At 52.1% G+C, this 20839-nt stretch carries 19 protein-coding genes; 5 read left to right on the top strand and 14 right to left on the bottom strand.

Annotation, left to right across the window (positions count from 1 at the left end):
* Positions 1 to 85: 85 nt before the first annotated feature.
* Positions 86 to 2041, top strand: coding sequence for a glycoside hydrolase family 127 protein (locus tag SD10_RS22255; protein ID WP_046576865.1), 1956 nt, complete (start codon positions 86 to 88; stop codon positions 2039 to 2041).
* A 47-nt stretch (positions 2042 to 2088) separates the two neighbouring features.
* Here SD10_RS22255 and SD10_RS22250 read toward each other — a convergent pair whose 3' ends face one another.
* The 10 genes from SD10_RS22250 to SD10_RS22205 all read right to left on the bottom strand — a co-directional run bounded on the left by SD10_RS22250 (position 2089) and on the right by SD10_RS22205 (position 14374).
* Positions 2089 to 2496: a putative quinol monooxygenase gene (locus tag SD10_RS22250; RefSeq protein ID WP_046579984.1), complete on the bottom strand. Its 408-nt coding sequence runs from the start codon at positions 2494 to 2496 to the stop codon at positions 2089 to 2091.
* 254 nt (positions 2497 to 2750) lie between these two features.
* Entirely contained in the window at positions 2751 to 3743 is a 993-nt protein-coding gene (locus SD10_RS22245) for an aldo/keto reductase (protein WP_046576863.1), read from the bottom strand.
* 315 nt (positions 3744 to 4058) lie between these two features.
* Positions 4059 to 4358, bottom strand: coding sequence for a hypothetical protein (locus SD10_RS22240; RefSeq protein ID WP_046576861.1), 300 nt, complete (start codon positions 4356 to 4358; stop codon positions 4059 to 4061).
* A 122-nt stretch (positions 4359 to 4480) separates the two neighbouring features.
* The gene (locus SD10_RS22235) at positions 4481 to 5638 is read right to left on the bottom strand and encodes a glycerate kinase (protein WP_052731267.1); all 1158 of its coding nucleotides are present in this window, start codon (positions 5636 to 5638) and stop codon (positions 4481 to 4483) included.
* A gap of 9 nt (positions 5639 to 5647) precedes the next feature.
* The gene (locus SD10_RS22230) at positions 5648 to 6604 is read right to left on the bottom strand and encodes a D-2-hydroxyacid dehydrogenase (RefSeq protein WP_046576859.1); all 957 of its coding nucleotides are present in this window, start codon (positions 6602 to 6604) and stop codon (positions 5648 to 5650) included.
* A gap of 180 nt (positions 6605 to 6784) precedes the next feature.
* The gene (locus tag SD10_RS22225) at positions 6785 to 8557 is read right to left on the bottom strand and encodes an L-lactate permease (protein ID WP_046576858.1); all 1773 of its coding nucleotides are present in this window, start codon (positions 8555 to 8557) and stop codon (positions 6785 to 6787) included.
* Between the two features lie 95 nt (positions 8558 to 8652).
* Positions 8653 to 10815, bottom strand: coding sequence for an alpha-amylase family protein (locus SD10_RS22220; protein WP_046576857.1), 2163 nt, complete (start codon positions 10813 to 10815; stop codon positions 8653 to 8655).
* Positions 10816 to 10925: 110 nt separating this feature from the next.
* Positions 10926 to 11894, bottom strand: coding sequence for an NAD(P)/FAD-dependent oxidoreductase (locus tag SD10_RS22215; RefSeq protein ID WP_046576855.1), 969 nt, complete (start codon positions 11892 to 11894; stop codon positions 10926 to 10928).
* Between the two features lie 180 nt (positions 11895 to 12074).
* Positions 12075 to 13787 carry a GMC oxidoreductase gene (locus SD10_RS22210; protein WP_046576853.1) on the bottom strand — a complete coding sequence of 571 codons (1713 nt, stop codon included), beginning with the start codon at positions 13785 to 13787 and terminating at the stop codon, positions 12075 to 12077.
* A 29-nt stretch (positions 13788 to 13816) separates the two neighbouring features.
* Positions 13817 to 14374: a gluconate 2-dehydrogenase subunit 3 family protein gene (locus tag SD10_RS22205; protein ID WP_046576851.1), complete on the bottom strand. Its 558-nt coding sequence runs from the start codon at positions 14372 to 14374 to the stop codon at positions 13817 to 13819.
* A gap of 191 nt (positions 14375 to 14565) precedes the next feature.
* On the opposite strand from SD10_RS22205, the gene SD10_RS22200 reads away from it, so the two are divergent.
* Positions 14566 to 15525 (top strand): HNH endonuclease, encoded by a 960-nt coding sequence (locus SD10_RS22200; protein WP_046576850.1) that lies wholly within the window; start codon positions 14566 to 14568, stop codon positions 15523 to 15525.
* A 1-nt stretch (position 15526) separates the two neighbouring features.
* On the opposite strand, the gene SD10_RS22195 is transcribed toward SD10_RS22200, so the two are convergent.
* Together SD10_RS22195 and SD10_RS30545 are read right to left on the bottom strand one after the other, a co-directional pair.
* Positions 15527 to 15790, bottom strand: a complete 264-nt coding sequence (locus SD10_RS22195) for a DUF2442 domain-containing protein (RefSeq protein ID WP_046576849.1) — start codon at positions 15788 to 15790, stop codon at positions 15527 to 15529.
* Positions 15787 to 15990 carry a hypothetical protein gene (locus SD10_RS30545; RefSeq protein WP_394330479.1) on the bottom strand — a complete coding sequence of 68 codons (204 nt, stop codon included), beginning with the start codon at positions 15988 to 15990 and terminating at the stop codon, positions 15787 to 15789. The genes SD10_RS22195 and SD10_RS30545 overlap by 4 nt, the downstream gene beginning before the upstream one ends.
* A gap of 303 nt (positions 15991 to 16293) precedes the next feature.
* On the opposite strand from SD10_RS30545, the gene SD10_RS22190 reads away from it, so the two are divergent.
* The 3 genes from SD10_RS22190 (at position 16294) to SD10_RS22180 (ending at position 18843) form a co-directional block, all read left to right on the top strand.
* Positions 16294 to 16581 carry a hypothetical protein gene (locus SD10_RS22190; RefSeq protein ID WP_046576847.1) on the top strand — a complete coding sequence of 96 codons (288 nt, stop codon included), beginning with the start codon at positions 16294 to 16296 and terminating at the stop codon, positions 16579 to 16581.
* Between the two features lie 193 nt (positions 16582 to 16774).
* Entirely contained in the window at positions 16775 to 17713 is a 939-nt protein-coding gene (locus tag SD10_RS22185; RefSeq protein ID WP_046576844.1) for a polysaccharide deacetylase family protein, read from the top strand.
* 266 nt (positions 17714 to 17979) lie between these two features.
* Positions 17980 to 18843, top strand: coding sequence for a polysaccharide deacetylase family protein (locus SD10_RS22180; RefSeq protein WP_046579980.1), 864 nt, complete (start codon positions 17980 to 17982; stop codon positions 18841 to 18843).
* Positions 18844 to 18904: 61 nt separating this feature from the next.
* On the opposite strand, the gene SD10_RS22175 is transcribed toward SD10_RS22180, so the two are convergent.
* Both SD10_RS22175 and SD10_RS22170 read right to left on the bottom strand, forming a co-directional pair.
* Positions 18905 to 19744: a ThuA domain-containing protein gene (locus SD10_RS22175; RefSeq protein WP_052731266.1), complete on the bottom strand. Its 840-nt coding sequence runs from the start codon at positions 19742 to 19744 to the stop codon at positions 18905 to 18907.
* 26 nt (positions 19745 to 19770) lie between these two features.
* Complete coding sequence (locus SD10_RS22170; protein WP_046576842.1) at positions 19771 to 20796, bottom strand: sugar phosphate isomerase/epimerase family protein; 1026 nt, start codon at positions 20794 to 20796, stop codon at positions 19771 to 19773.
* Positions 20797 to 20839 lie beyond the last annotated feature (43 nt).

Here is a 20839-nt window from a genome sequence, read left to right as displayed (position 1 = left end):
ATTTTTCATCTTGCATACTGCCAAAATAGGGTAGTACGCAGGATGAAAGTTTAGAATCGATACCCGCACAAATTCATACTATACGATGCCACGAGCCGCTTTTCTGATCATACTACTTTTGTGGGCCATGAGTGCCCAGGCGCAGGACTATCCCATTGTGCCGGTGCCCTTCACGAGTGTGACCATAAACGGCGGCTTCTGGCAACCCCGACTGGCCACCAACCGCACGGTAACCATTCCGTTCGATTTTAAAAAGTGCGAAGAAACCGGCCGAATCAGCAACTTCGCCGTAGCCGGAGGGCTTGCTAAGGGAACCTTTCGGGGGCTGCGGTACGACGACTCCGATGTCTTTAAAGTGGTGGAAGGAGCGTCCTATTCGCTTCAGACGAAATACGATCCCCAACTGGATCGCTACCTGGATAGTCTGATTACACTTTTTGCTGCCGCTCAGGAGCCGGACGGTTATCTGTATACCATCCGTACCATCCTGAAAGACAGTACGAACAAAAAAGATAACCAGGCCGGGCCAACACGGTTTTCGTATGTGGCAGGTAGCCATGAGCTTTACAATGTGGGGCATATGTACGAAGCCGCCGTGGCCCATTTCCTCGCAACCGGCAAGCGTTCATTCCTGAATGTGGCGTTGAAAAATGCCGATTACCTGATGCAGACGATCGGTCCCGACAAACTCATTGTGGTGCCGGGCCATCAGGAAATCGAACTGGGGCTGGTCAAGCTCTACCGGGTTACGAACGACAAACGGTACCTCGATTTTGCCCGTTTTCTGCTCGACATGCGCGGCCGGTCTGACAAGCGGACCCTCTTCCCCGATCCGGCTAATTCGGGTCAGGGAGCCAGCTACTTACAGGACCAGGTGCCAGTGACGCAACAAAAAGAGGCCGTGGGCCATGCCGTGCGGGCGGGGTACATGTATGCCGCTATGAGCGACATTGCGGCCATTCAGCAGGATAAAGCTTACATGAATGCGCTACTGGCAATCTGGAACGACGTTGTCGAACGCAAACAATACCTGACGGGTGGCTTGGGCGCGCGCGGACATGGGGAAGCGTTTGGCGCAGCCTACGAACTACCCAACGATGTTGCCTATGCCGAGACTTGTGCGGCTGTGGCCAATATGCTCTGGAACCACCGCATGTTTTTGCTGACGGGCGAATCAAAATACATGGACGTGTTTGAGCGGGTACTTTACAACGGGTTTCTGGCGGGTGTTTCCCTCGAAGGCGATTCGTTTTTTTACGTTAACCCGCTAGCCTCCGACGGTCAGCGTAAGTTCAACGTTGGGCAGGCCGCAACCCGCGCTCCCTGGTTTGGTACATCCTGCTGCCCCACCAACGTTGTGCGGTTTATGCCGTCGCTGCCCGGTTATGTGTATGCTACTAAAGGCGATAACCTCTTTATCAACCTGTTTCTAACCAATCAGGCGAAGCTGGTTGTCAATGGAAAACCCGTTCAGATTCAACAGACCACCAACTATCCCTGGGCGGGTAACGTATCCGTAACGGTTCGGCCGGAAAAAGCCCAGACGTTTACGCTCCAGGTTCGGATGCCGGGCTGGGCAGCGGGTAAACCCATGCCTGGTAACTTATATCACTATGTGAACACAGCGGCAAAACCCCTGGTCTTGACGGTAAACGGTCAGCGAGTTAAGTACACCACCGAAAATGGCTATGCGCGCATCAGCCGGACCTGGAAACCCGGCGACCGGCTTGAGTGGACACTAGACATGCCCGTTCGGGAAGTAAAAGCGAATGAACAGGTGGCCGATGACTACAACAAAGTAGCCATTGAGCGCGGCCCGATTCTGTATTGTGCCGAAGGCGTCGATAACGGCGGGAAAGCCCTATCGTTGGCCGTTTCAACTGGGCTGGCATTCCGTCCAACCCTGGAGTCCCAAAAGCTGGGTGGCATTGTGTCGTTGTCGGGCAACGCATCCGGCAAGCCGCTCACCCTGATTCCTTATTATGCCTGGTCGCACAGAGGGCCTAACGAAATGGCGGTCTGGTTTGGGCAAGTAAAGTGACGAATTGATTACTGACTCCGCTTTGAGAAAGCGGAAGAGCTAGATCATTACTTTATTTTCATGCCGGGCACCAGCGGAGTGGCCTCGACAAGTTCGAGCGACTTCACCATTTCGTTCGTAGTCGTCTTGTACTTTATGAAATGAGGTGTCTTTAAGTGCGCCTTGTACGCAGCTGTATCGGCATAAATTTCCAGGATGGTCATGTGGGTGGGATTGTCTTTCTCCGAAACAGCGTATAACGTCAGCACGCCGGGTTCAAGGCGTACAGATGCTTCTATCTCCTCCTTAAGGGCGGCTTTGTAGCGTTCTACCTGAGGGGAGTCAATGACAATTTTGGCCAGACGAACCATTTGTTTTTTATCCTGTGCAGAAGCGTTGTTGCAACCGGCGACTAAGAGTACGCCCAGGCTGAAAATAACGTAGTTGACGGCCCGTTTTCCCGTTATTACGATCATGAATGGTATTGTTTTGCTCTGTTTTAAACGTTCATTTCCAAATGAAAACAGGGCGTCTTTTGTCATTCCGACGATAGGAGGAATCTTAATTTCTCCTACAAGGCAAGATTGAGGTTCCTCCTATCGTCGGAATGACAAAAACGCTCATTTCGAGCCTGACTTTTAAACGCTTAAACAGCCACTTCTCCCTAGGCCCGTGCGGTCGGCGTTCCGGTCTTCACAGTCCGGGTAGGTCCTGGCTGACGCACATCAACCTACACGAGTTCCACTTCTTCCAATTGCTGATTGATAAATTCAATCTCGTCTGCCGATAATTGAATGTCAATAGCTTTGGCATTCTGGGTGGCCTGTTCCGCGTTGCGGGCACCCACCAGCGCCACAGTAATGCCAGGGCGTTCGATGGTCCAGCGAATGACTAACTGGCTCAAACTAGCATTTTTACTGTCGGCCAACGGTTTGATTTTTTGCAAAAAAGCATCGGTTTGTCGGATGTTCTCTTCTTTGAAGAATCGATAACCGGCACGGTGGTCGCCTTCGGCAAACTGGTGGCCGGGTTTGATTTTACCCGTCAGCAGTCCGCGCTCCATGGGGCTATAGGCCAGAATCGCCTTTTTGTTGGCAAGGCAGTAGGGAACGAGTTCCGCTTCAATACCCCGGTTGATCATGCTGAAGGGCACTTGGTTCGAGGCCAGGTTGAGCACCGTCTCGGCCTGTTTCATCTGATCGACGTTGTAATTACTGACCCCGGCCTGGCGCACCTTGCCCTGCTCGATCAGCCGGAGTACGGCTTCCATGCTTTCCTCGATGGGCGTCGTTACGTCGGGCCAGTGCATTTGGTACAGGTCGATGTAATCGGTGCCCAGCCGCTTCAGGCTATCTTCGCATTCTTTAATAATGCTCTCCTTGCCGGAGTATTTATAGACATCAATCGGATTGCCCTCGTTGTCCTGGCTCTTGAAGCCAAAATCACCTTTTGCCAAATCCCAGCGCATGCCGTACTTGGTCAGAATCTGCACTTTATCGCGGGGGATGTCCTTGATGGCTTCGCCCACAATTTCTTCACTCGTTCCCTGTCCGTAAACCGGCGCCGTGTCAATAGACGTAACGCCCAGATCATACGAAGCCCGAATGGCGTCGATAGCGCCTTTTCGTTCGGTTCCGCCCCACATCCAGCCGCCAGCGGCCCAGGCCCCGAACGTAATCACGGAAACGCTTAAATCAGATTCTCCCAGTTTTCTGTATTCCATAGGTTGTATTGACGCTTAGTCGCTTTTAGGTAATTATAAATAGTTGGCAAAGTTGAGGTTATAACCGATTGATTATCAGTGATATTCTTTCATTGATAGTCAGCATTATTCTACTTGGCTACTTGTGCAATCATGCAGAATTAATTTAACCACAGAGCCGCAGAGGACACGGAGCATAAATGAGTCAAAATAGACGCCTTAATCTTTGTGTTCTCCGTGTCTCTGTGGTTACTAATTTTGCTTAATCGCTCTTACCAACGGGTAGTACGTTGTTTTGTTAAATTTGCCGTCGTCTGAATTTAATCGGTTGCTGCTTCAGGAGCCCTGTTTGGCCTTGCGACTACGTGCTTTATTTTTGAGCGAATCGCTTTTTGTAACAGGAAGTGCCGGATTAACGACGGGTCGTCCACTCTGCCCACTCGCCCCGTCGTCTGTTGCACTCATCATGGCAGCGCTGTCGGCCACTGGATTACTATCCGGGGAGCGTCTGCTCGATTTATGTTGCCCCGTTTTGGCTGTGGTTTTGCTCCGATTCGCTGAATTGGTCGTTTGTGCTTCGACACTGAAAGCCGTTACCCCAACTAGTAAAATACCCATTATCATCAGCCTTTTCATATCCGTTGTCTATAAAGTGGTTACGTCAATTATCGTTAGAGTAACCACAGACAGGGCAGAAAGGCTAGCCCAAACGGGTATACTGAGCCAATGGCAACTGATTAGAGCAACAAACCTTTATGTTAGCTTCTAAGGCTGACGTTACCCGTCAAGGCTAGTAAGTTACCCAGTTGCTGGGCCGTGCGGACCAGATTCTGCCGGGTCAACTGCATGGCTGTAGGAATATCTGCTGGTCCATTGCCGATGGCCAGCAACACGTCGAAATACTGGTTTAATGCCTCGTTTGGCTCCAGAGGAACTTTGCCTGCTATACCCAGCACCGGCAATTTTTTTTGTTTTGCCTGGAAGGCAACGCCAAACGGACCTTTTCCATGCAGCGTCTGCTCGTCCAGGCTGCCTTCGCCGGTAAGGACCAGATCGGCCTGATCCAGCGCTTTTCCGAAGTTCGTAAACCCGAGAAAGAAGTCGACACCATTGACCAGGTTCGCCTTGAGAAATGTATGGAGTCCGGCTGCTACACCGCCTGCGGCACCACCATGTTTTAAGTAAGTCATATCCACGCCGGTTTGACGGTGTGCTACCTCGGCAAACCGGCGCAGGCTGGCATCCAGTTTGTTGACACTTTCGGGAGTAGCCCCTTTTTGCGGACCGAAAACGGCGGCCGATCCCTGGTCGCCAACTAACGGATTGTCGACATCGCAGAGGATGGTTATCGTACAGGCCAGAATGCGCGGATCAAGCCCGGATACATCAATGGTTTCCAGGTTGGTCAGGCTTTCGGGAGTGGTTAGCGCTGTACTATCGGCCGCCAGAAATTGGATGCCGAGCGCCCGTAAAATGCCGGTGCCGCCGTCTACCGTTGCCGATCCGCCAATGGCCAGTACCATTTCCCGGACGCCTTTGTCAAGAGCCAGCCTGATCAATTCGCCGGTCCCGAATGACGTGGCCCGAAGTGGATCCAACTCGTCGGGCTGTAGTAGCTGGAGCCCCGACGCATTCGCCATTTCGATGACCGCCGTGTGGCCGTTGTTCACCAGTCCGAAAGACGAGGGTATGGGGCGGCCAAGTGGGTCGTTGACGGTTGCTGAAACGAGCAAGCCATCGTGTTTTTGAATCATTAACGTCCCCGTGCCATCGCCCCCATCACCGACGGGAAAGCATTCACAAACGCAGTCGAGCGCGCTTTGCGTTAACCCTTGTTCAAGAGCAGTGGCTACATCCGTAGCGTTCAGGCTATGCTTAAATGCATTAGGAGCAATCAGGATACGGATGGGTTTCATGGCGGCTGGCTAATTGACGACATTGACGGGGTTTCCGTTCAAAAAAGCCGCCAGATTATCGACGGTGATTTTCATAAGCCGGGTTCGGGCTTCCAGCGTTGCCCAGGCAATGTGCGGGGTAATCAGACAGTTTTTGGCCCCGAACAACGGGTTGTCGGCGGAGGGCGGCTCGGCCGACAAGACATCGATACCTGCTCCGGCAATGACGCCTTCGTTCAGCGCATCGGCCAAATCCTGGTCGACAACGATGGGGCCGCGCGCGGTGTTCAGCAGGAAGGCAGAAGGCTTCATGCGAGCCAGGTTCTCTTTATTGATTAGGCCATTGGTGTCGGGCGTCAAAGGCGCGTGAATACTCACCACATCCGATTCGGCCAGCAATTCCGGGATGTCGGCCCACTTGAAATTTTTGCGGTGTGACTGGTCCGTAGGGTGCCGTTTTGAGCCGATGATGTTCATACCAAAAGCGGTGGCTACATCGGCCACACTCTCGCCGATACTACCAAAGCCAATAACGCCCAGCGTTTTTCCGGCCAGTTCGATGAGCGGGTAGTCCCAAAAACTAAAATCGGCCGAGCGAGCCCACTTGCCATCGCGCACAACATCGCTATGCCGCTGAACATGCAGGGTCAGTTCGAGAAGTAAGGCGAACGTAAGCTGAACCACCGACGCGGTGCTGTAACCCGGCACGTTGCTGACGGTAATGCCTTGTTTACGGGCCACATCGGTATTGACAATATTATATCCCGTTGCCAGCACACCAATGAATTTGGCCGATGACAGTTGTGTCAATATAGCCTCGTTCAGGGGCGTTTTATTGGTAAAAATGATGTCGGCATCTTTTGCCCGTTCCACTACGTTATCGGCCGATGTGCGGTCATAAACGGTCAGATCGCCTAATTTTTCCAGCCCTTCCCAGGATAAATCGCCCGGATTCAATGTATAGCCATCTAAGACAACAATCTTCATGCTTACTGTGTCGGTTTCGTTAATAATTGTCCGCCTGGCAGACTTGACTACGGATTAATGGACTGGCGCGCGTGTTTGTTTTCCTGATTCCAGGGTTCGTGTCCTCACGGACCTATGCCTGCGTCAGCAATGACAAGTAAAGGTCCGTGAAGAAGAACCCTCACCCGAGAATTCGTTTCCTTATTCATTTGTCAGGGCTGGCGATTGTTTTCTTTTGCTGGCTATCGAACGGATGGCGACGGCCAGCGCAGCGAGCAGCAAGGCCAAGATCAGCAAATATGTATGGCCACGGCTTAAGTCGGGGAGTGTTGTCAGCCTTTTGGTGTCGAGCATTTCATACGTCGGAATAATCCACTTCAGGACGTAAGCCTGCGCCAGGGTCAGAACGCAAATGAAAATCAGCATAAAGAAACTGTGTTTCACCGTAAAGCGGAACAGTTGCGACTCTTTGCCGACCAAGTCACCGGCAGCTGCGGCCACCGCAATGGACTGTGGCGAAATCATTTTACCCACCACCCCACCCGATACATTGGCGGCCACCGTTACCACAGGGTCGACGCCAATGGACTGCGCCGTAGCGTACTGAAGCTTACTGAATAGCGCATTGGCGGAGGTGTCGGAACCCGTAATAAAGACGCCCAGCCAGCCCAGAATAGGGGCGAAAAATGGAAACAGGATGCCCGTACTCGCCAGAACGGCCGCCAGCGTGAGCGTAATGCCGGAGTCGTTCAGAATGTAGGCGAAGGCCAGTACCGAGGCCACCGACAAAATAGGAAACCGCAACTGGATGAGGGTTTCCTTAAAGACGGTTATCCCAACTCTGTACGTCAGCCCGACCAGCGGAATGACGATGAGAGCCGCCAGCAGAATAGCCGTTCCGGCCGCCGACAGGTAGTTGACCTTGAAGAGCTTGGGGATTGGATTGCCATCGCTGCCCAGAATGGCGTTGTGCAAACCCGGAAACTCGAACTGAAGCATCCCGGTCATGTTGAGCACGTCTTTTATGGGTTGTATACCCCAGGCAATGATCAGAATCGTCAGGACAATAAATGGCGACCAGGCCCGGATCGTCTGGCCGCCTGTGTAGCTGATGTGGGCGTTGCTGGTTGCGGCAGGTTCATTGGCAAAGCGCCAGATGGTTTTGGGTTTCCAGACCCGCAGGAAGGTCATCAAACAGATAATTGACCCCAGACCGGCAATCACATCGGGCAGGGCCGGGCCGAGGAAATTGGACGAAACATATTGAAGAAAAGCAAACGAAATGCCGGACACCAGAACGGCGGGCCAGATTTCCCGGGCTTTCGTAATCCCGGCAATGATACTGACCAGGTAAAAAGGCAGCATGACGGACAGGAGGGGCAGCGTTCGGCCCACCATTTGCGAAATAGGCAGTTCGGGAATGCCTGATACCTGCGAGGCCACCGTAATTGGGATGCCGATGGAGCCGAACGCAACCGGCGCTGTATTGGCAATCAGGCAGATGCCCGACGCATAGAGCGGGTTGAACCCCAAACCCACCAGCATGGCGGCTGTGATGGCTACCGGTGCCCCAAAACCCGCCGTGCCTTCCAGAAACGAGCCGAACGAAAACGCAATCAACAACGCCTGTAATCGGCGGTCGGCGGTGATTGACCCCATGAAGTGTTTGATGATCTCGAACTGGCCACTTTTGACGGTGATATTGAACAGGAAGACCGCCATGATCACGAGCCAGCAAATGGGAAACAGCCCGTACAGCGCCCCATGCGCTGCTGATAAAAGGGCTAGCTTGACCGGCATGCCATAAACCAGCGTCGCAATGAGCATGGCAATACCCGTTGCAATCAAACTCGCCTGGTACCCTTTCATTTTTCGGATTATCAGCGCCCAGAAGATAAACAGAACGGGTATGGCCGCTACCAGTACCGAGAGCGTGATGTTTCCGAACGGATCAATAACTTGTTTCCAGGTCATAGGGTGAATGAGTTATCAGGTCTCTGTGATGTCGGGTTTAAGAACCCGTCCTCGCTTGTCAGTTTTAAGAAACTGACATCACGGAATTGAGAGATCTAGCCCAAATCCAGCGCCACAATTTCATGGTCGAGAATCTGGGGAACGGCTAGCGTTAATGCACCATTTTTGATCTCAAACTTGGGCGTTTGCTCACGCATGAGTAGTTTGACACTCGCTACGTTCGCTCCGGCTGGTAGCTTGATGGTTACCTGTGTATCAATGGGAATCATCTCCCGAAAGGGGCCTTTCATCATCATCGGATTGGTCAGGTTGACCAGGTGTACCGTCATGGATTTCGCCTGTCGCCAGACGTTCACGTCGATTACGCCGGGTCCTTCAATAGCCACAATCGGCTCTTCATCGAGCGCCCAACGGACAATATTGCCGAGCAGTTTCCCGTGATCAGTGCTCATCAGTTGCCAGAACGAGCGGTCCAGATCGCCGGGAATGTATGCCACGCGTCCTTTGCCCACCTGCCGAAGGTACAGCTCCCGTGTATCGGTTTCGGCGACACGCGGGTAAACATCTTCCATCGGAAGGTCAGGATAGCTTGGGATGAGAGTAATGGGGCTGGGAAACGCAGTGGTGGGTTTTACGTCGACCTGATAAGCCGTGTTGATGATGCGGGGCGTATCGTCCAGACCGGACAGAATTAGCTGCGTTTGGCTGTTTTTGGCATCCGGACGCAACTGTAAATAGCTATTCCGCATGGGGCCTTCTACTTTCTGATTGTAGGAAACACCAAATAAGCTGGCCAGTCCAAAGTCGGGGCGTTGCTTGCCGTCTTGGTCATAAAGCGACGTTTCGAAGGTGGCGACCAGGCTACCTCCGGCGTTCACGAAGGCTAGTAGCTGAGCGCATTGAGCGTCGGAGAGAGCGGCTATATTGGGAAGTATTAACAGCTTGAATCGCTTCAACTCGTCGAGCGTGAGCAAGCGGTCGTTGACCATATCGAAGGGAACCCGGCTTTCCACAAGCGCGTGGTACATACCATCCAGGTGATCACCGCTTTTCTGCTGCCAGGGTTGGCCGCCGTAATTGCGGTTGGTTTGTTCGGAGTAAACAACACCAACGCGGGCCATCGACGCCGTATTTCGAAGGTATTTCTCGTTTTTATAATAGCCTTCGTACAACCTGGCAACGGCATTCATCCATCGTTTGTCATAGATGTCGCCCCCAAACTTGACGAAGCAGGGGCGCATCCCATTGGCCGTGCCTTCGGCTACCCAAATCCGAATTTCGGCGTCGCTCTGTACCGAGTCTTTCCAGCGGAGTTCTTCTTCAATACCCACGCTGAAAATGCCGATCAGCGGTTTCTGGCCCAGCGTCGACCGAAGTTCCTTGGCCCCTTTTCCATTCGACCAGGGGGCCATCAGACCCCGCCGGGCCTGCTGATCGGCGAAGAAGAGATCAGCCTCTTTACCCGTCAACACCTTATCGGGAAATCCGTTGGGAATGAACCGGGAAGCTGGTCGTTCGTTGCGGATACCAGCGTCCCACAAGGCCCACAATTCCCGCAGCCGCGTCACGCGCCACTCCGACCATTTGCGGTACGTAGGGTCGAGCCGTTCTGCTTTCCGGGGGAGCGGCTGACCCGAATAGGCGGTAAAGTTCCGGGTACAATGCTCGCAGTAGCAAATGTCCGGACTTGCCCATCGGTTCGAGAAAATGCCTTCGGGCTGATACCGTTGCATGATCTCGGCATTCACCTGGGGCATAAACTCGAAATTGTACGGTCCTAATGAGCAGGTCACCCACAAATCGGGGTTGGCCCAGTGACGGCGTTTGGCGCCATCGGCATTGACTGCAATCCAATCGGGGTGGGCGTCGTACACAGCCTGCCGGGCGGCATGAGGATCGGTACGAAGCATGATCTTCATGCCCAGTTTTTTGCAACCAGCAACCAGATAACCCAGTGGATCTGTATCGCCCAGGTAGTCGCTCCGGTGGTGGAGCGGAATCTTCGTTGGATAAAAAGCGACCACGCCCCCGGCGCTCAGTAAGGCGCCATCGGCATGAATTCGTTTAAAATAGCTGAGCCAGAAATCGGGGTCATAATGGCCGGGGTCACGCTCGACAAACGCCAGTTGTACCCAGCGCATGGGCCCATCGAGCCAATACCCATCGGTCGGGGCGAATCCGGCAAAAGAAGCCTGTCCGATCAGTGCATAGGCTCCGCTTAAAAGACTGGTCGTCTTAATAAACTCTCTTCGTTCCATAGCGGTGAAAAGCAACCACACAGCTACGCGTGCAGCGATTCGGATGAGGGTGACTACAGCCCACAAAGCACACTCATCTTTCCTCTTTACTCAAACTGGCTGTCAGAAAGTTAGGCGCTGACGAATTTTGCCATCGCCAGGCCCGATGTAAACGCTCCTTCGACGTTGCCCATACCGAACCCATCACCGCCAAACAGCAGCGGGAGCGAGCCATCGACTGCCAGAAAAGGGGCCGGGTGGCGCTGGTCGGCCAGGCTATAGCGCCACCGATGTACCTGAACGGTGCTGAGGCTATCGGCCGGAATCAGCGTTGGTAACTGGCCGATCAGTTGCCGACCGATCGTTGCCAGATCATCATCGAAATGCGTTCGGCTGAAGTCGGCACTGGCATGGATCGTAACGGACGGCTGAGCAGGCGAGATGCCTTTCTGCCCGTTGTCGGCAACCCACGCAATGTCGCCGGTTTCGTACCGGACGGCACCGGGAGCGGGCAGGTTGCTGGGTCGGTTCAGGGCTACCATGACGGCGATACAGGGACGATAAGTTATAGCCGAGAGCGTCGACTGATCGGACGGTGTCAGTGCAAACCCACTTTTCTGAATCAGGGTGAGCGCCTGCGGAGCGGGTAGGGTAATCAGTAAAGCATCAGCCCGGAACGGCTTGCCCGATTCCGTCTCAACAAGCCATTGGGCATTCTCCATTCGAAACGAAACAACGGTTTCGCCCGTCAGCACGGTCAGGTTTCGACTCAGCGTTTTCGCCACAGCATTCATGCCTTCAATGCCAATATAGTATGGATAGCTGAATGCGGGATCTGCCATATTGTTGTGTTCGAGCGGCCATTGGGTAACGACCTGATCGGTTGCCAACTCCCGAACGACTTTCTGGAAATCGGGTGTGGTGGCGGAGAAGTACTGGGCGCCATGATCGGCGCGGGCCTGGTCAATTCGGCGGGTAGCCAGTCGGCCGCCCACACCCCGACCTTTATCGAGCACGACAACCTCCCAACCTTGTAAGCGCAATTCGCGGGCGGCCGTAAGGCCCGACATGCCCGCGCCAATGATGATAGAAGACGGCATTTGGTTGAAACGGATGGTTGACGTTTAGAGGTGAGTCAGCTTATCGTGGTGTCAGTTTCTTAAAACTGACGTGTCAGGTTTCTAAAAGCCTGACTTATATACTAGTAGCCTGACGAAGTTTGAAGAATCTTTGAGGGATTGTGTCTGGGCCAAGCCGGAGCTTGGCCCAGACACAATCCCTCAAAGATTCTTCGCCTTGAGCTGTGCCACGGCATAGCTGGCGGCTCGGGCTGTGAGCGCCATATAGGTGAGCGATGGGTTTACATTCGAGGCCGACGCCATCGCCGAGCCGTCTGTGACAAATACATTTTTGCAGGTGTGTACCTGGTTGTACTTGTTGAGCACCGACGTTTTCGGGTCTTTACCCATGCGGGCAGTCCCCATTTCGTGAATACCCAGCCCCATGTGTGCCGCCGGGTTATCGTATGTGGTGACGTTTTTGAACCCGGCAGCTTCCAGCATTTCGGCGCCATCGTTCATGATGTCTTTCCGCATGGCCCGGTCGTTGGCGCTGAAATCGGCGTCGAACACCACCTGCGGCAGACCCCATTTATCGGTTTTGTCGGGACTGAGGTAGAACCGGTTGTTGGGATCGGGCAGCACTTCGCCAAAGCCGGTCAGACTCATTTTCCAGGGACCGGGCTGCGTCAGGCGTTTCTTGAAGTCAGCTCCGAAACCCGGTTCTGTACTGCCCCTCGACCAGTCAGCGCGGGCGGCCCCACCCTGGTAGCCAAAGCCGCGCAGGTAGTCGCGTTTTTTGTCGTTGCCCCAGTTGCGGAAGCGTGGGATGTACAGACTGCCCGGACGAGCTCCGAAATAGTAATCGTCCTCAAAACCTTCGATATCGGCTCTGGCTCCAACGGCCAGGTGATGATCCATCAGGTTGCGGCCGAGTTGATCGCTGTCGTTGCCCAGTCCGTTGGGAAAACGGGCTGATTTCGAGTTCATCAGAATAGACGTAGAACCAATGGTGCCTGCATTCAGGAAAAGCACTTTGGCGTAGAATTCCCGCACTTCCATCGTGTTCTGGTCGATGACCCGCACGCCTTTGGCTTTCTGGTCATGATCGTCCAGGATGATCTCTTTCACAATGGCGTTGTGAAGGATCGTCAGCCGGTTGGTGCTTCGGGCGGCTGGCAGCGTGGCCGCCAGCGAGCTGAAATACCCCCCGTATGGACAACCCCGCGTACAGCGGTTCCGAAACTGACAACTCGCCCGGCCCACGGCCGTATGCCAGGGCTGCGGCTTGGTGAGGTGCGCCACCCGTCCAATGGTTATGGGCCGATTTAGTTTCTGTGCGACCGATTTTTTAAAATGCACTTCCGGGGCAGTCATCGCCATGGGCGGCAGAAAGGTGCTATCGGGCAACACGGCCAATCCTTCAGCCTGTCCGCTGATACCTACGAATTTTTCGATGTAGGTATACCACGGCACCAACTCTTCGTAGCGAATAGGCCAGTCTATCCCGATTCCCTCTTTGGTATTGGCCAGGAAATCTTCCCGGTTCCAGCGGTAGGTATGTTTGCCCCAGATCAGCGATTTCCCGCCCGTATGGTATCCCCGAATCCAGTTGAACGGCCGTTTCTGGATGTAGGGATGCTCTTTGTCGTTGGTGAAATTGAACTGACTGCCCTCTTTGGCCGAGAAGAACATGCTGGCATAATGTTCTTCGGCGGCTACCGTCGTGATTTTTCCCCGGTGTTCAAATTCCCAGGGATCCTGCATGGCGGTTTTATAATCCTCAACGTGTTTGATCTCGTAGCCGCGTTCCAGCACGAGTACGTTCAAGCCTTTTTCGGTAAGTTCTTTAGCGGCCCAGCCCCCCGTCATACCGGAACCCACCACGATGGCGTCGTAGGTTTGAGCTTTTTGTGCGTTTATATTCAGATTCATACAGTGAATGATCGACCTGGTGAGTGATGTTAAACCTGGTTGCCGTACATAAAATCTTTCTGACCCGGCCTGATCTTGATAGCCTCGAATTTTCCCGGAATGGGCTGATAATCGAATGAGGACTTGATGCCCGCTTCGGATGTAAAATACCCCCAGACGGTCAGCTCCTTGATCAGTTGCCAAAACGATACCGAACCAGCTTTGGCATTGGCCAGTGTCTGGGCTTCGACCTGTTTGAGGAGTGTTGTTTGCTGATCGGCCGAAGCGGTCAGGAACCCTTTACCAGCCAGATCGCCGAGGCCCGTCAGAAACGTATCCTGCACGGGCTTGGTGTAGCCCTCGCGCAGCATCAGTTCAATAAACGCTGGAACACCAACATCAATAGCGCCCGGCGTATCGGTTTTGGGAATAATGCGTTCGGCCACACGCGCCATAATTTCCCGCTGCTCTTCATTCAGGATTGATGGGCTGTTTACCCGGCTTTCCGGGGTCATCTGGTTCCAGCGATCAAAGGCCAGTAAGGTCGGGGCCGAGAGGGTACCGCCCAGCATCAGGCTCACCCGTGATAATGCTTCCCGTCTGTTCATCCGTTGTGTTTGGCTAAGTCTGTTCACAAAAGGCGGTTGATGGCAATTAATACCGCGTTGGCAACTTGATTTTGTTGGTGGTTGAGTTCCAGCGATGTTAGCAGGCGGCCGTTGCTTAGCGATAACGAAGTGACAAGACGGGGAATTTGTCTGTTGCTGGATTATATTTACCTGTTCCATATCCCTGTTTTATGCCTCCTTTTAACCAGACACAACTAACCATCTACACCCGAAAATTTACGAAGCTTAAACAGGGAGGAACTCCGTATGGAAAAGCTCCTCATAAGCCCATTTTTCTGCTTACGTTGATTGAGTTAATCGAGAAGCAACTCATCACCGAAAACCGGGTCACGATCACCCCCGAACTGGTGGCTACGTTCAAAGAGAACTTTTCATTGCTCGTTCAAACAGCGCACAAAGACGATTTCACACAGCCATTTTTTTATCTGCAATCCGAAGGGTTCTGGTTTCTAAGACCCAAGGTAACAGAGCGAATAGAGGTTTATATCCGTAGTGTTCAGACCCTCAGCGACCGGCTTGACTTTGGTTATTTTACCGATGACCTGTTTGATCTGCTGACAAACGAGTATGCCCGGCTATTCCTAAAAAATACCCTTCTTGATCACTATTTTGCAGATACCAAAGCCGAATTCATGCGTGTTAAAAACGCTGGACGCAGCTACCTGCTTGACCTGGAAACGTATCTGCTGAATGAGAAGGAAGCGGCCTATATACCGGTACAAGTAACCGACGATGAAGAAATACGCTTTATACGGGGTGGCTTATTCAAGAAACTGGTGCCCAAGGTCTATGATTTTACCTGTGCTATTTCGGGTATGAAGGTGATTGCCGTAGATGGTTCGTCACTGGTCGAAGCTTGCCACATTGTTCCTATCAGTATTTCCGGCGATGATAAAGTCACGAATGGAATTGCCCTGTGCCCGAATCTGCACACCGCTTTCGACAAAGGCATGATTGGCGTCGACGAGCGTTTGCGCGTGGTAGTCTCACCCTCGTTAGCTGATGAGATCACCAGTCCCTATAACCTTAAGCAGTTTCACGGCCAGCCGTTGCGACTGCCGTTTGGTGAGGTACATTATCCCAAAATGGATAGTTTTCGGTGGCACATGCGGGAGCGGTTTAAAGGCTGAATCAATAAACCGCTGGCCCCACATACCCCTGATGCAACTGCGCCACGGGAAAAATTAAATCCCAGTCCCGACCCCAAACGACGTTGCCCCGTTCTGCCTTAAATCGTTTGAAATTTGCCAATTTACGGTACTTATCATGCTGCGGATGTGGGTGTATTAATAAAAAAGGACCAAAGTCAATAACTTGTGAGGTTTCGTCAGAAAACGTTACTCTCAACCGGTATTGATCTATATACTCTGCTTCGGTAACTGCGAGCGTTCTCATAGTCTCTTTGTAATCTTACGAATTTTTGGTTTTTTCTTTAAAACAAAGAAGTCAAGCCATTTCTGGGCTATTTCATCAGCATACAACTCGACCACTTTAATCGCTTCTTTTTGATCTTTGGCTGGTAGCATTTCTACACCATCTGCCTTTCTTAACTGAACATCGGTTAGCTTGCCATCTTCAAAGAATAATTCAAAAATAGTTTCGTACTCAGCCTGGCTTACGTGTACATGAACAGCTATAGAAATAAAAAAATTAATCCAAAATATTCGATTAGTTTAGGCATACAAGTACGTTTTATCACTCAAATATACTGGCATTTTTCACTCACACCAGAGCCCGCAAGTCCTCCACAACGCCCTTGATGGCGTCGACCGTCGCTACCACATCGGCTTCAGTGTTAAACCGCCCTCAGGCTGAACCGCAGACAGGAAAGATCTTCCGTTTCGTCATGTATGTGTTAGAATCGATTTGGAAAACCGTTATTTGCTAAAAACTCATTCATGAAAAACATAACGATTACTCTTGACCTTAAATCCATTTGCGTGGGTGCCTTAAGCGTACTCGCCATTGTGTCGCTATCCAATTTCAACAAAGCCGATGAACACCGAAACGATGCCTCCGACGAAGTTCGTCGCTATCAGGCTGTAATGGGCGAAAAGGGTAGTATCATCATTCTGGACACGAAAACTGGCAATTATTTGATTGATAACAGCATGACCCCTAAGCCGCGCTGGTTAAAAGGAGATTTTACGGCTACGCATAAGAACCCGTCGATCAAAACAGATTGAGTAAGTTATTGACAAAAAAACAATCACAAGTACCCTTTCATGGCCGATCCACTGATGATGGGAGGGCTCGCTAATACGACGGCTGGGTTGAGTAATACCTACACTACCTAGCCTATATAATCAAAATAAAGTTTGCTCTATTTCTGTTGGTGACATTATAGTTTTCATTATGTTTGGTGCATATTCTTGTATTATGTTCAGTCGTCAGTTTTTACCGCTTGCCCTGGCCTTTGGCCTCTCTGTTTTATTCACTAATGGCTTATCGGGTTGCCAGTCCAAAGGATCTACAGCCACCGAAAACGCTGCTGGTTCGGCAGTCGATTCGTCGAGTAGCTCAAAAGCGGCCGAAAAAACAACCGCTAAGACCGCCGAGAAAACTGGGACCGCAACGCCGGCCAGTATTCCTGCTAATAAAATAGCCGATGCGGCTACAATCCTGGCTCGTCCGCAGGTTCCCATTTTGTGTTACCACCAGATCCGCGACTGGCGTGCGAGTGATTCTAAATCGGCGAAAGACTATATCATCCCTGTGGCGGCCTTCCGCGAACAGATGAAGATGCTGGCCGATAGCGGTTACCATACCGTGTTGCCCGATCAACTCTACGCTTATCTGGCTACCGGTGCTCCGTTGCCTCCTAAACCGATCATGCTCACCTTCGATGACGGTGATCTTGACCAATATACGGTGGCCGCTCCTGAACTCGAAAAGCACGGTTTCAAAGGGGCGTTCTTCATCATGACCGTCGCCATTGGCCGACATGGAAAACAGCCATACATGGACAAAACGCAGATCAAAGATCTGTCGGATCGGGGACACGCTATTGGCGCCCATACCTGGGACCACCATAACGTGAAAAAATACCAGGGCGACGATTGGAAAATCCAGATCGAAGAGCCTAAAGCGAAGCTGGAAGCGATTGTGGGTAAACCCATTAAGTATTTTGCCTATCCATTTGGACTATGGAACAAACAGGCGCTGCCCGAACTACAAAAGCGGGGCTATGCAGCCGCCTTTACGCTGGCCGATAAACGCGACGATAGCATGCCGCTTTACACGGTTCGGCGGATCATTGCCGGTGGACAGTGGAAGGCTACGACCATGTATCGGAACATGATTCAGAGTTTTGATTAAGGGTCAACGAATCATCTTGGTTGATAAAAGCGGCTTCGGTCGCTTTTGTCGTTTTAAAACTACAGCGCAGCTTGAAGCAAGGAGTAATTCCAGGCCGGGCTTACCTGATCAAGCGTAGTTACGTTGACCTTTGACAAAGCCGATCATGCTAATAATCAAAATAGGTATGGAGCACCGCTTTGTCAAAGGTTTCTGCCTTATTGGGTAGTATTTTTGCGGTTAAAATAGCCTTTCAGGTAGTAACTCCATTTGTACTTCTACTGACAATGACTGGCCGAATTCTACTTTTACTGACGTTTCTTTTTTCCGGCTTGTGCGCTGGTATGGCGCAATCGAATCCACCCCGTCTGCTTGTTCGGGGCGACGATATGGGCTACTCGCACGCGGGCAACGAAGCCATTCTGAAATGTTACAAAGACGGTATCGAAAAGTCTATCGAAGTGTTGGTACCCTCGCCCTGGTTTCCGGAAGCGGTTGACATGCTGAAGCAAATCCCGACGGCCGACGTGGGTATCCATTTAACCCTGACCAGCGAATGGGATAATGTAAAATGGCGGCCTTTATCTGACTGTCCCAGCCTGCGCGATGCCGATGGCTACTTTTACCCTATGGTTCGTCCGAACAAAAATTACCCCAAACGCTCGGTGGTGGAAAATGACTGGAAACTGGCCGATATTGAAAAGGAGTTCCGCGCGCAAATCGAACTGGCCATGCGGAAAATCCCCCGAATAAGCCATCTGTCGGGGCATATGGGTTGTACAAGCCTGAACGATGAGGTAAATACACTGGTCAAAAAACTAGCGCAGGAGTATCACATCCCTCAGTATGACGCGAAACTTGGCGAGGCTGGCGTTGTGCATGCGGGCTACATCGGTGCACACACGACATCGGAAGAAAAACTGCAAAGCTTCCTGAACATGCTCGAAAGCCTTGAGGCCGGGAAAACCTACATTTTTGTCGATCATCCCGGACTGGATACCCCCGAAGTGCAGGCAATCCATCACATCGGCTACGAGAATGTAGCGGCTGATCGTCAGGGCGTAACGGACATCTGGACGAATCCACGCGTTAAAGAACTGATCAAGACGAAAGGAATTCAGTTGATAGGCTACAATGATTTAGGGAAATAGACAGGTAAACGTATCGTGATGTCGGGTTCTCAAACCCGACATCACACAAACCCATGCGCCACTAGAACCGCCCGGCCCATTCGATGCCAGCGACAATGTGCGGCATGGCGTATTGGTCGGTGAAGGTTTCGTTGGTGTGGCCAAAGCCCGTATAAAACACCCGACCTTTCCCGACGACATTCGTCCAGGAAATAGGATGATCGCCACCCATGGCTTTTGGCCAGACTGCTTTGTAAGTGGCTTCGTTCAGAGTCAGCAATACCTGAATACTGTCTTTTCCCCGGACACTCTGCTTGAAGTTATACCATTCATCGACCCGGCGAAAGGTGGCGGGCAGGTGTTTGGTCGTTGGGTGCGTCTGGGTGTCGGTAATAATCTCGGCTTCGGGCAGGTGTTCAGGATATAACGGATGATCACGGAAGTGCGTCCCGAGCATGTGGTCGTACCAGTCCCATCCGTACTCAGTGTCGGAAGCAGCATGAATACCCACGTAGCCTCCTCCGTTCTCAACGAATTTCGCAAAGGCTTTTTCCTGCTCCGGCGTCAGCACGTCACCTGTGGTAGACAGAAACACGACCGTTTTGAACCGGCGGAGGTAATCGTCGTTGAAGTAAGCGCCGTTTTCGGTTGTCCGAACGTCCCAGCCTTTCTCCTTACCCGCTTTCCTGAGGGCGTCGATACCCGGTTCAATGGATTCGTGCCGAAAACCGTTTGTTTTTGAAAAAATGAGCACCCCTTTCTCGCCAACCGGGCCCGGATCGGCTGGCCGGGCGGTATCAAAAACGGGTTTCTGCCACGGCAGTTGCCGCGTCACATATAGGCCAAAAACAACAAACCCGCCCACCAGCAGGGCCAAAAACAAAACCAGGCCCAGCAGGATTTTTACAACGTTACGAAGCATATGCTAGGGAAAATGAAAAGACAGACTTAGGCCAATTCCGTACGTACGCGTTCGAGCAGCGTCTTGGTGGCCCGGATGCCCTCGGTAGTGGGTAAATAACCCCCCGTTGGGTTGTACATGCTCATGATGCCTCCCTCGTATTCAATGCCTACATAACCCTTAAAACCAGCGTCTTTAATAATCTTGAACATCTTCCGGAAATCCGTTTCGGTCTCATTGCCACTGGCATCGAACTTATGCGTTTTGGCGCTAATGCCTTTCGCATAAGGCATCATCTTCCTAACGCCCTCATAGCGGTCGTATTCCTTGATGCATTTGGTGCCCATGATGCCTTTGATGTCATTGGTTTCGGGGGTGCTGCGCTGCCGACAGAAATTGCCAAAATCGGGTAGGAGACCCGCGTTGGGCATATTGACCTGTTTGAGCACACCAACCAGCCAGTCAATATCGGTCGAATTGCCAAAGTGATTTTCCACAATGACGTTCATGTTCGATTTGGCGGCATATTCGAGCAATTTATGATAGCCATCAGCGGCAGACTTGGCGGCTTCATCGGCCGGATCATCGGCTACGCCCGTTATCGCTTTGGACGTATCGCCCAGATTGACCCGAATGGCAGGGCAACCCAGAAACTTGGCGGCATCGACCCAGGCATAATGCGCTTCGACAGCCTGCTTCCGTTTTGCTGCATCCAGATCGGCAATGTTTGCGCCATCGACCATGATCATATTGTTTTTCATGCCGAGGTCATCGCAACGCTGCTTAAGCTCTTTCAGGTAAGTTTGGTCGGTGTGCTTATTGTTGAAAAACATGGACACGTATTCCAGCACGTTGATTCCAAAGTCATTTTTAGCTCTGGCGGGGAATTCCATGTTGGTCATCTTTCCCGACATCAGTTCCCCGGCGAAAGAGAACTCTGCTAAGGAAATGTCGAATGTGAATTTGGTTGGGGCCATTTCGGCAAATAGATCAGTAGAGATAGTGGAGGCAAGCCCCATGCCAGCGGCTGTCAGGCCAAGTTGATTCAGGAAAGTGCGACGGGATTGTGTCATGGTTGAAAGGAGAAAGCCCTTCTCTTTTTTCGGGAGAAGGGCT

The organism is Spirosoma radiotolerans (genome assembly GCF_000974425.1).
GTDB classification, from domain to species: Bacteria; Bacteroidota; Bacteroidia; order Cytophagales; family Spirosomataceae; genus Spirosoma; species Spirosoma radiotolerans.
The sequence above is the reverse complement of the archived record's forward strand: the minus strand, read 5'-3'. Positions and strand labels throughout refer to the sequence as shown.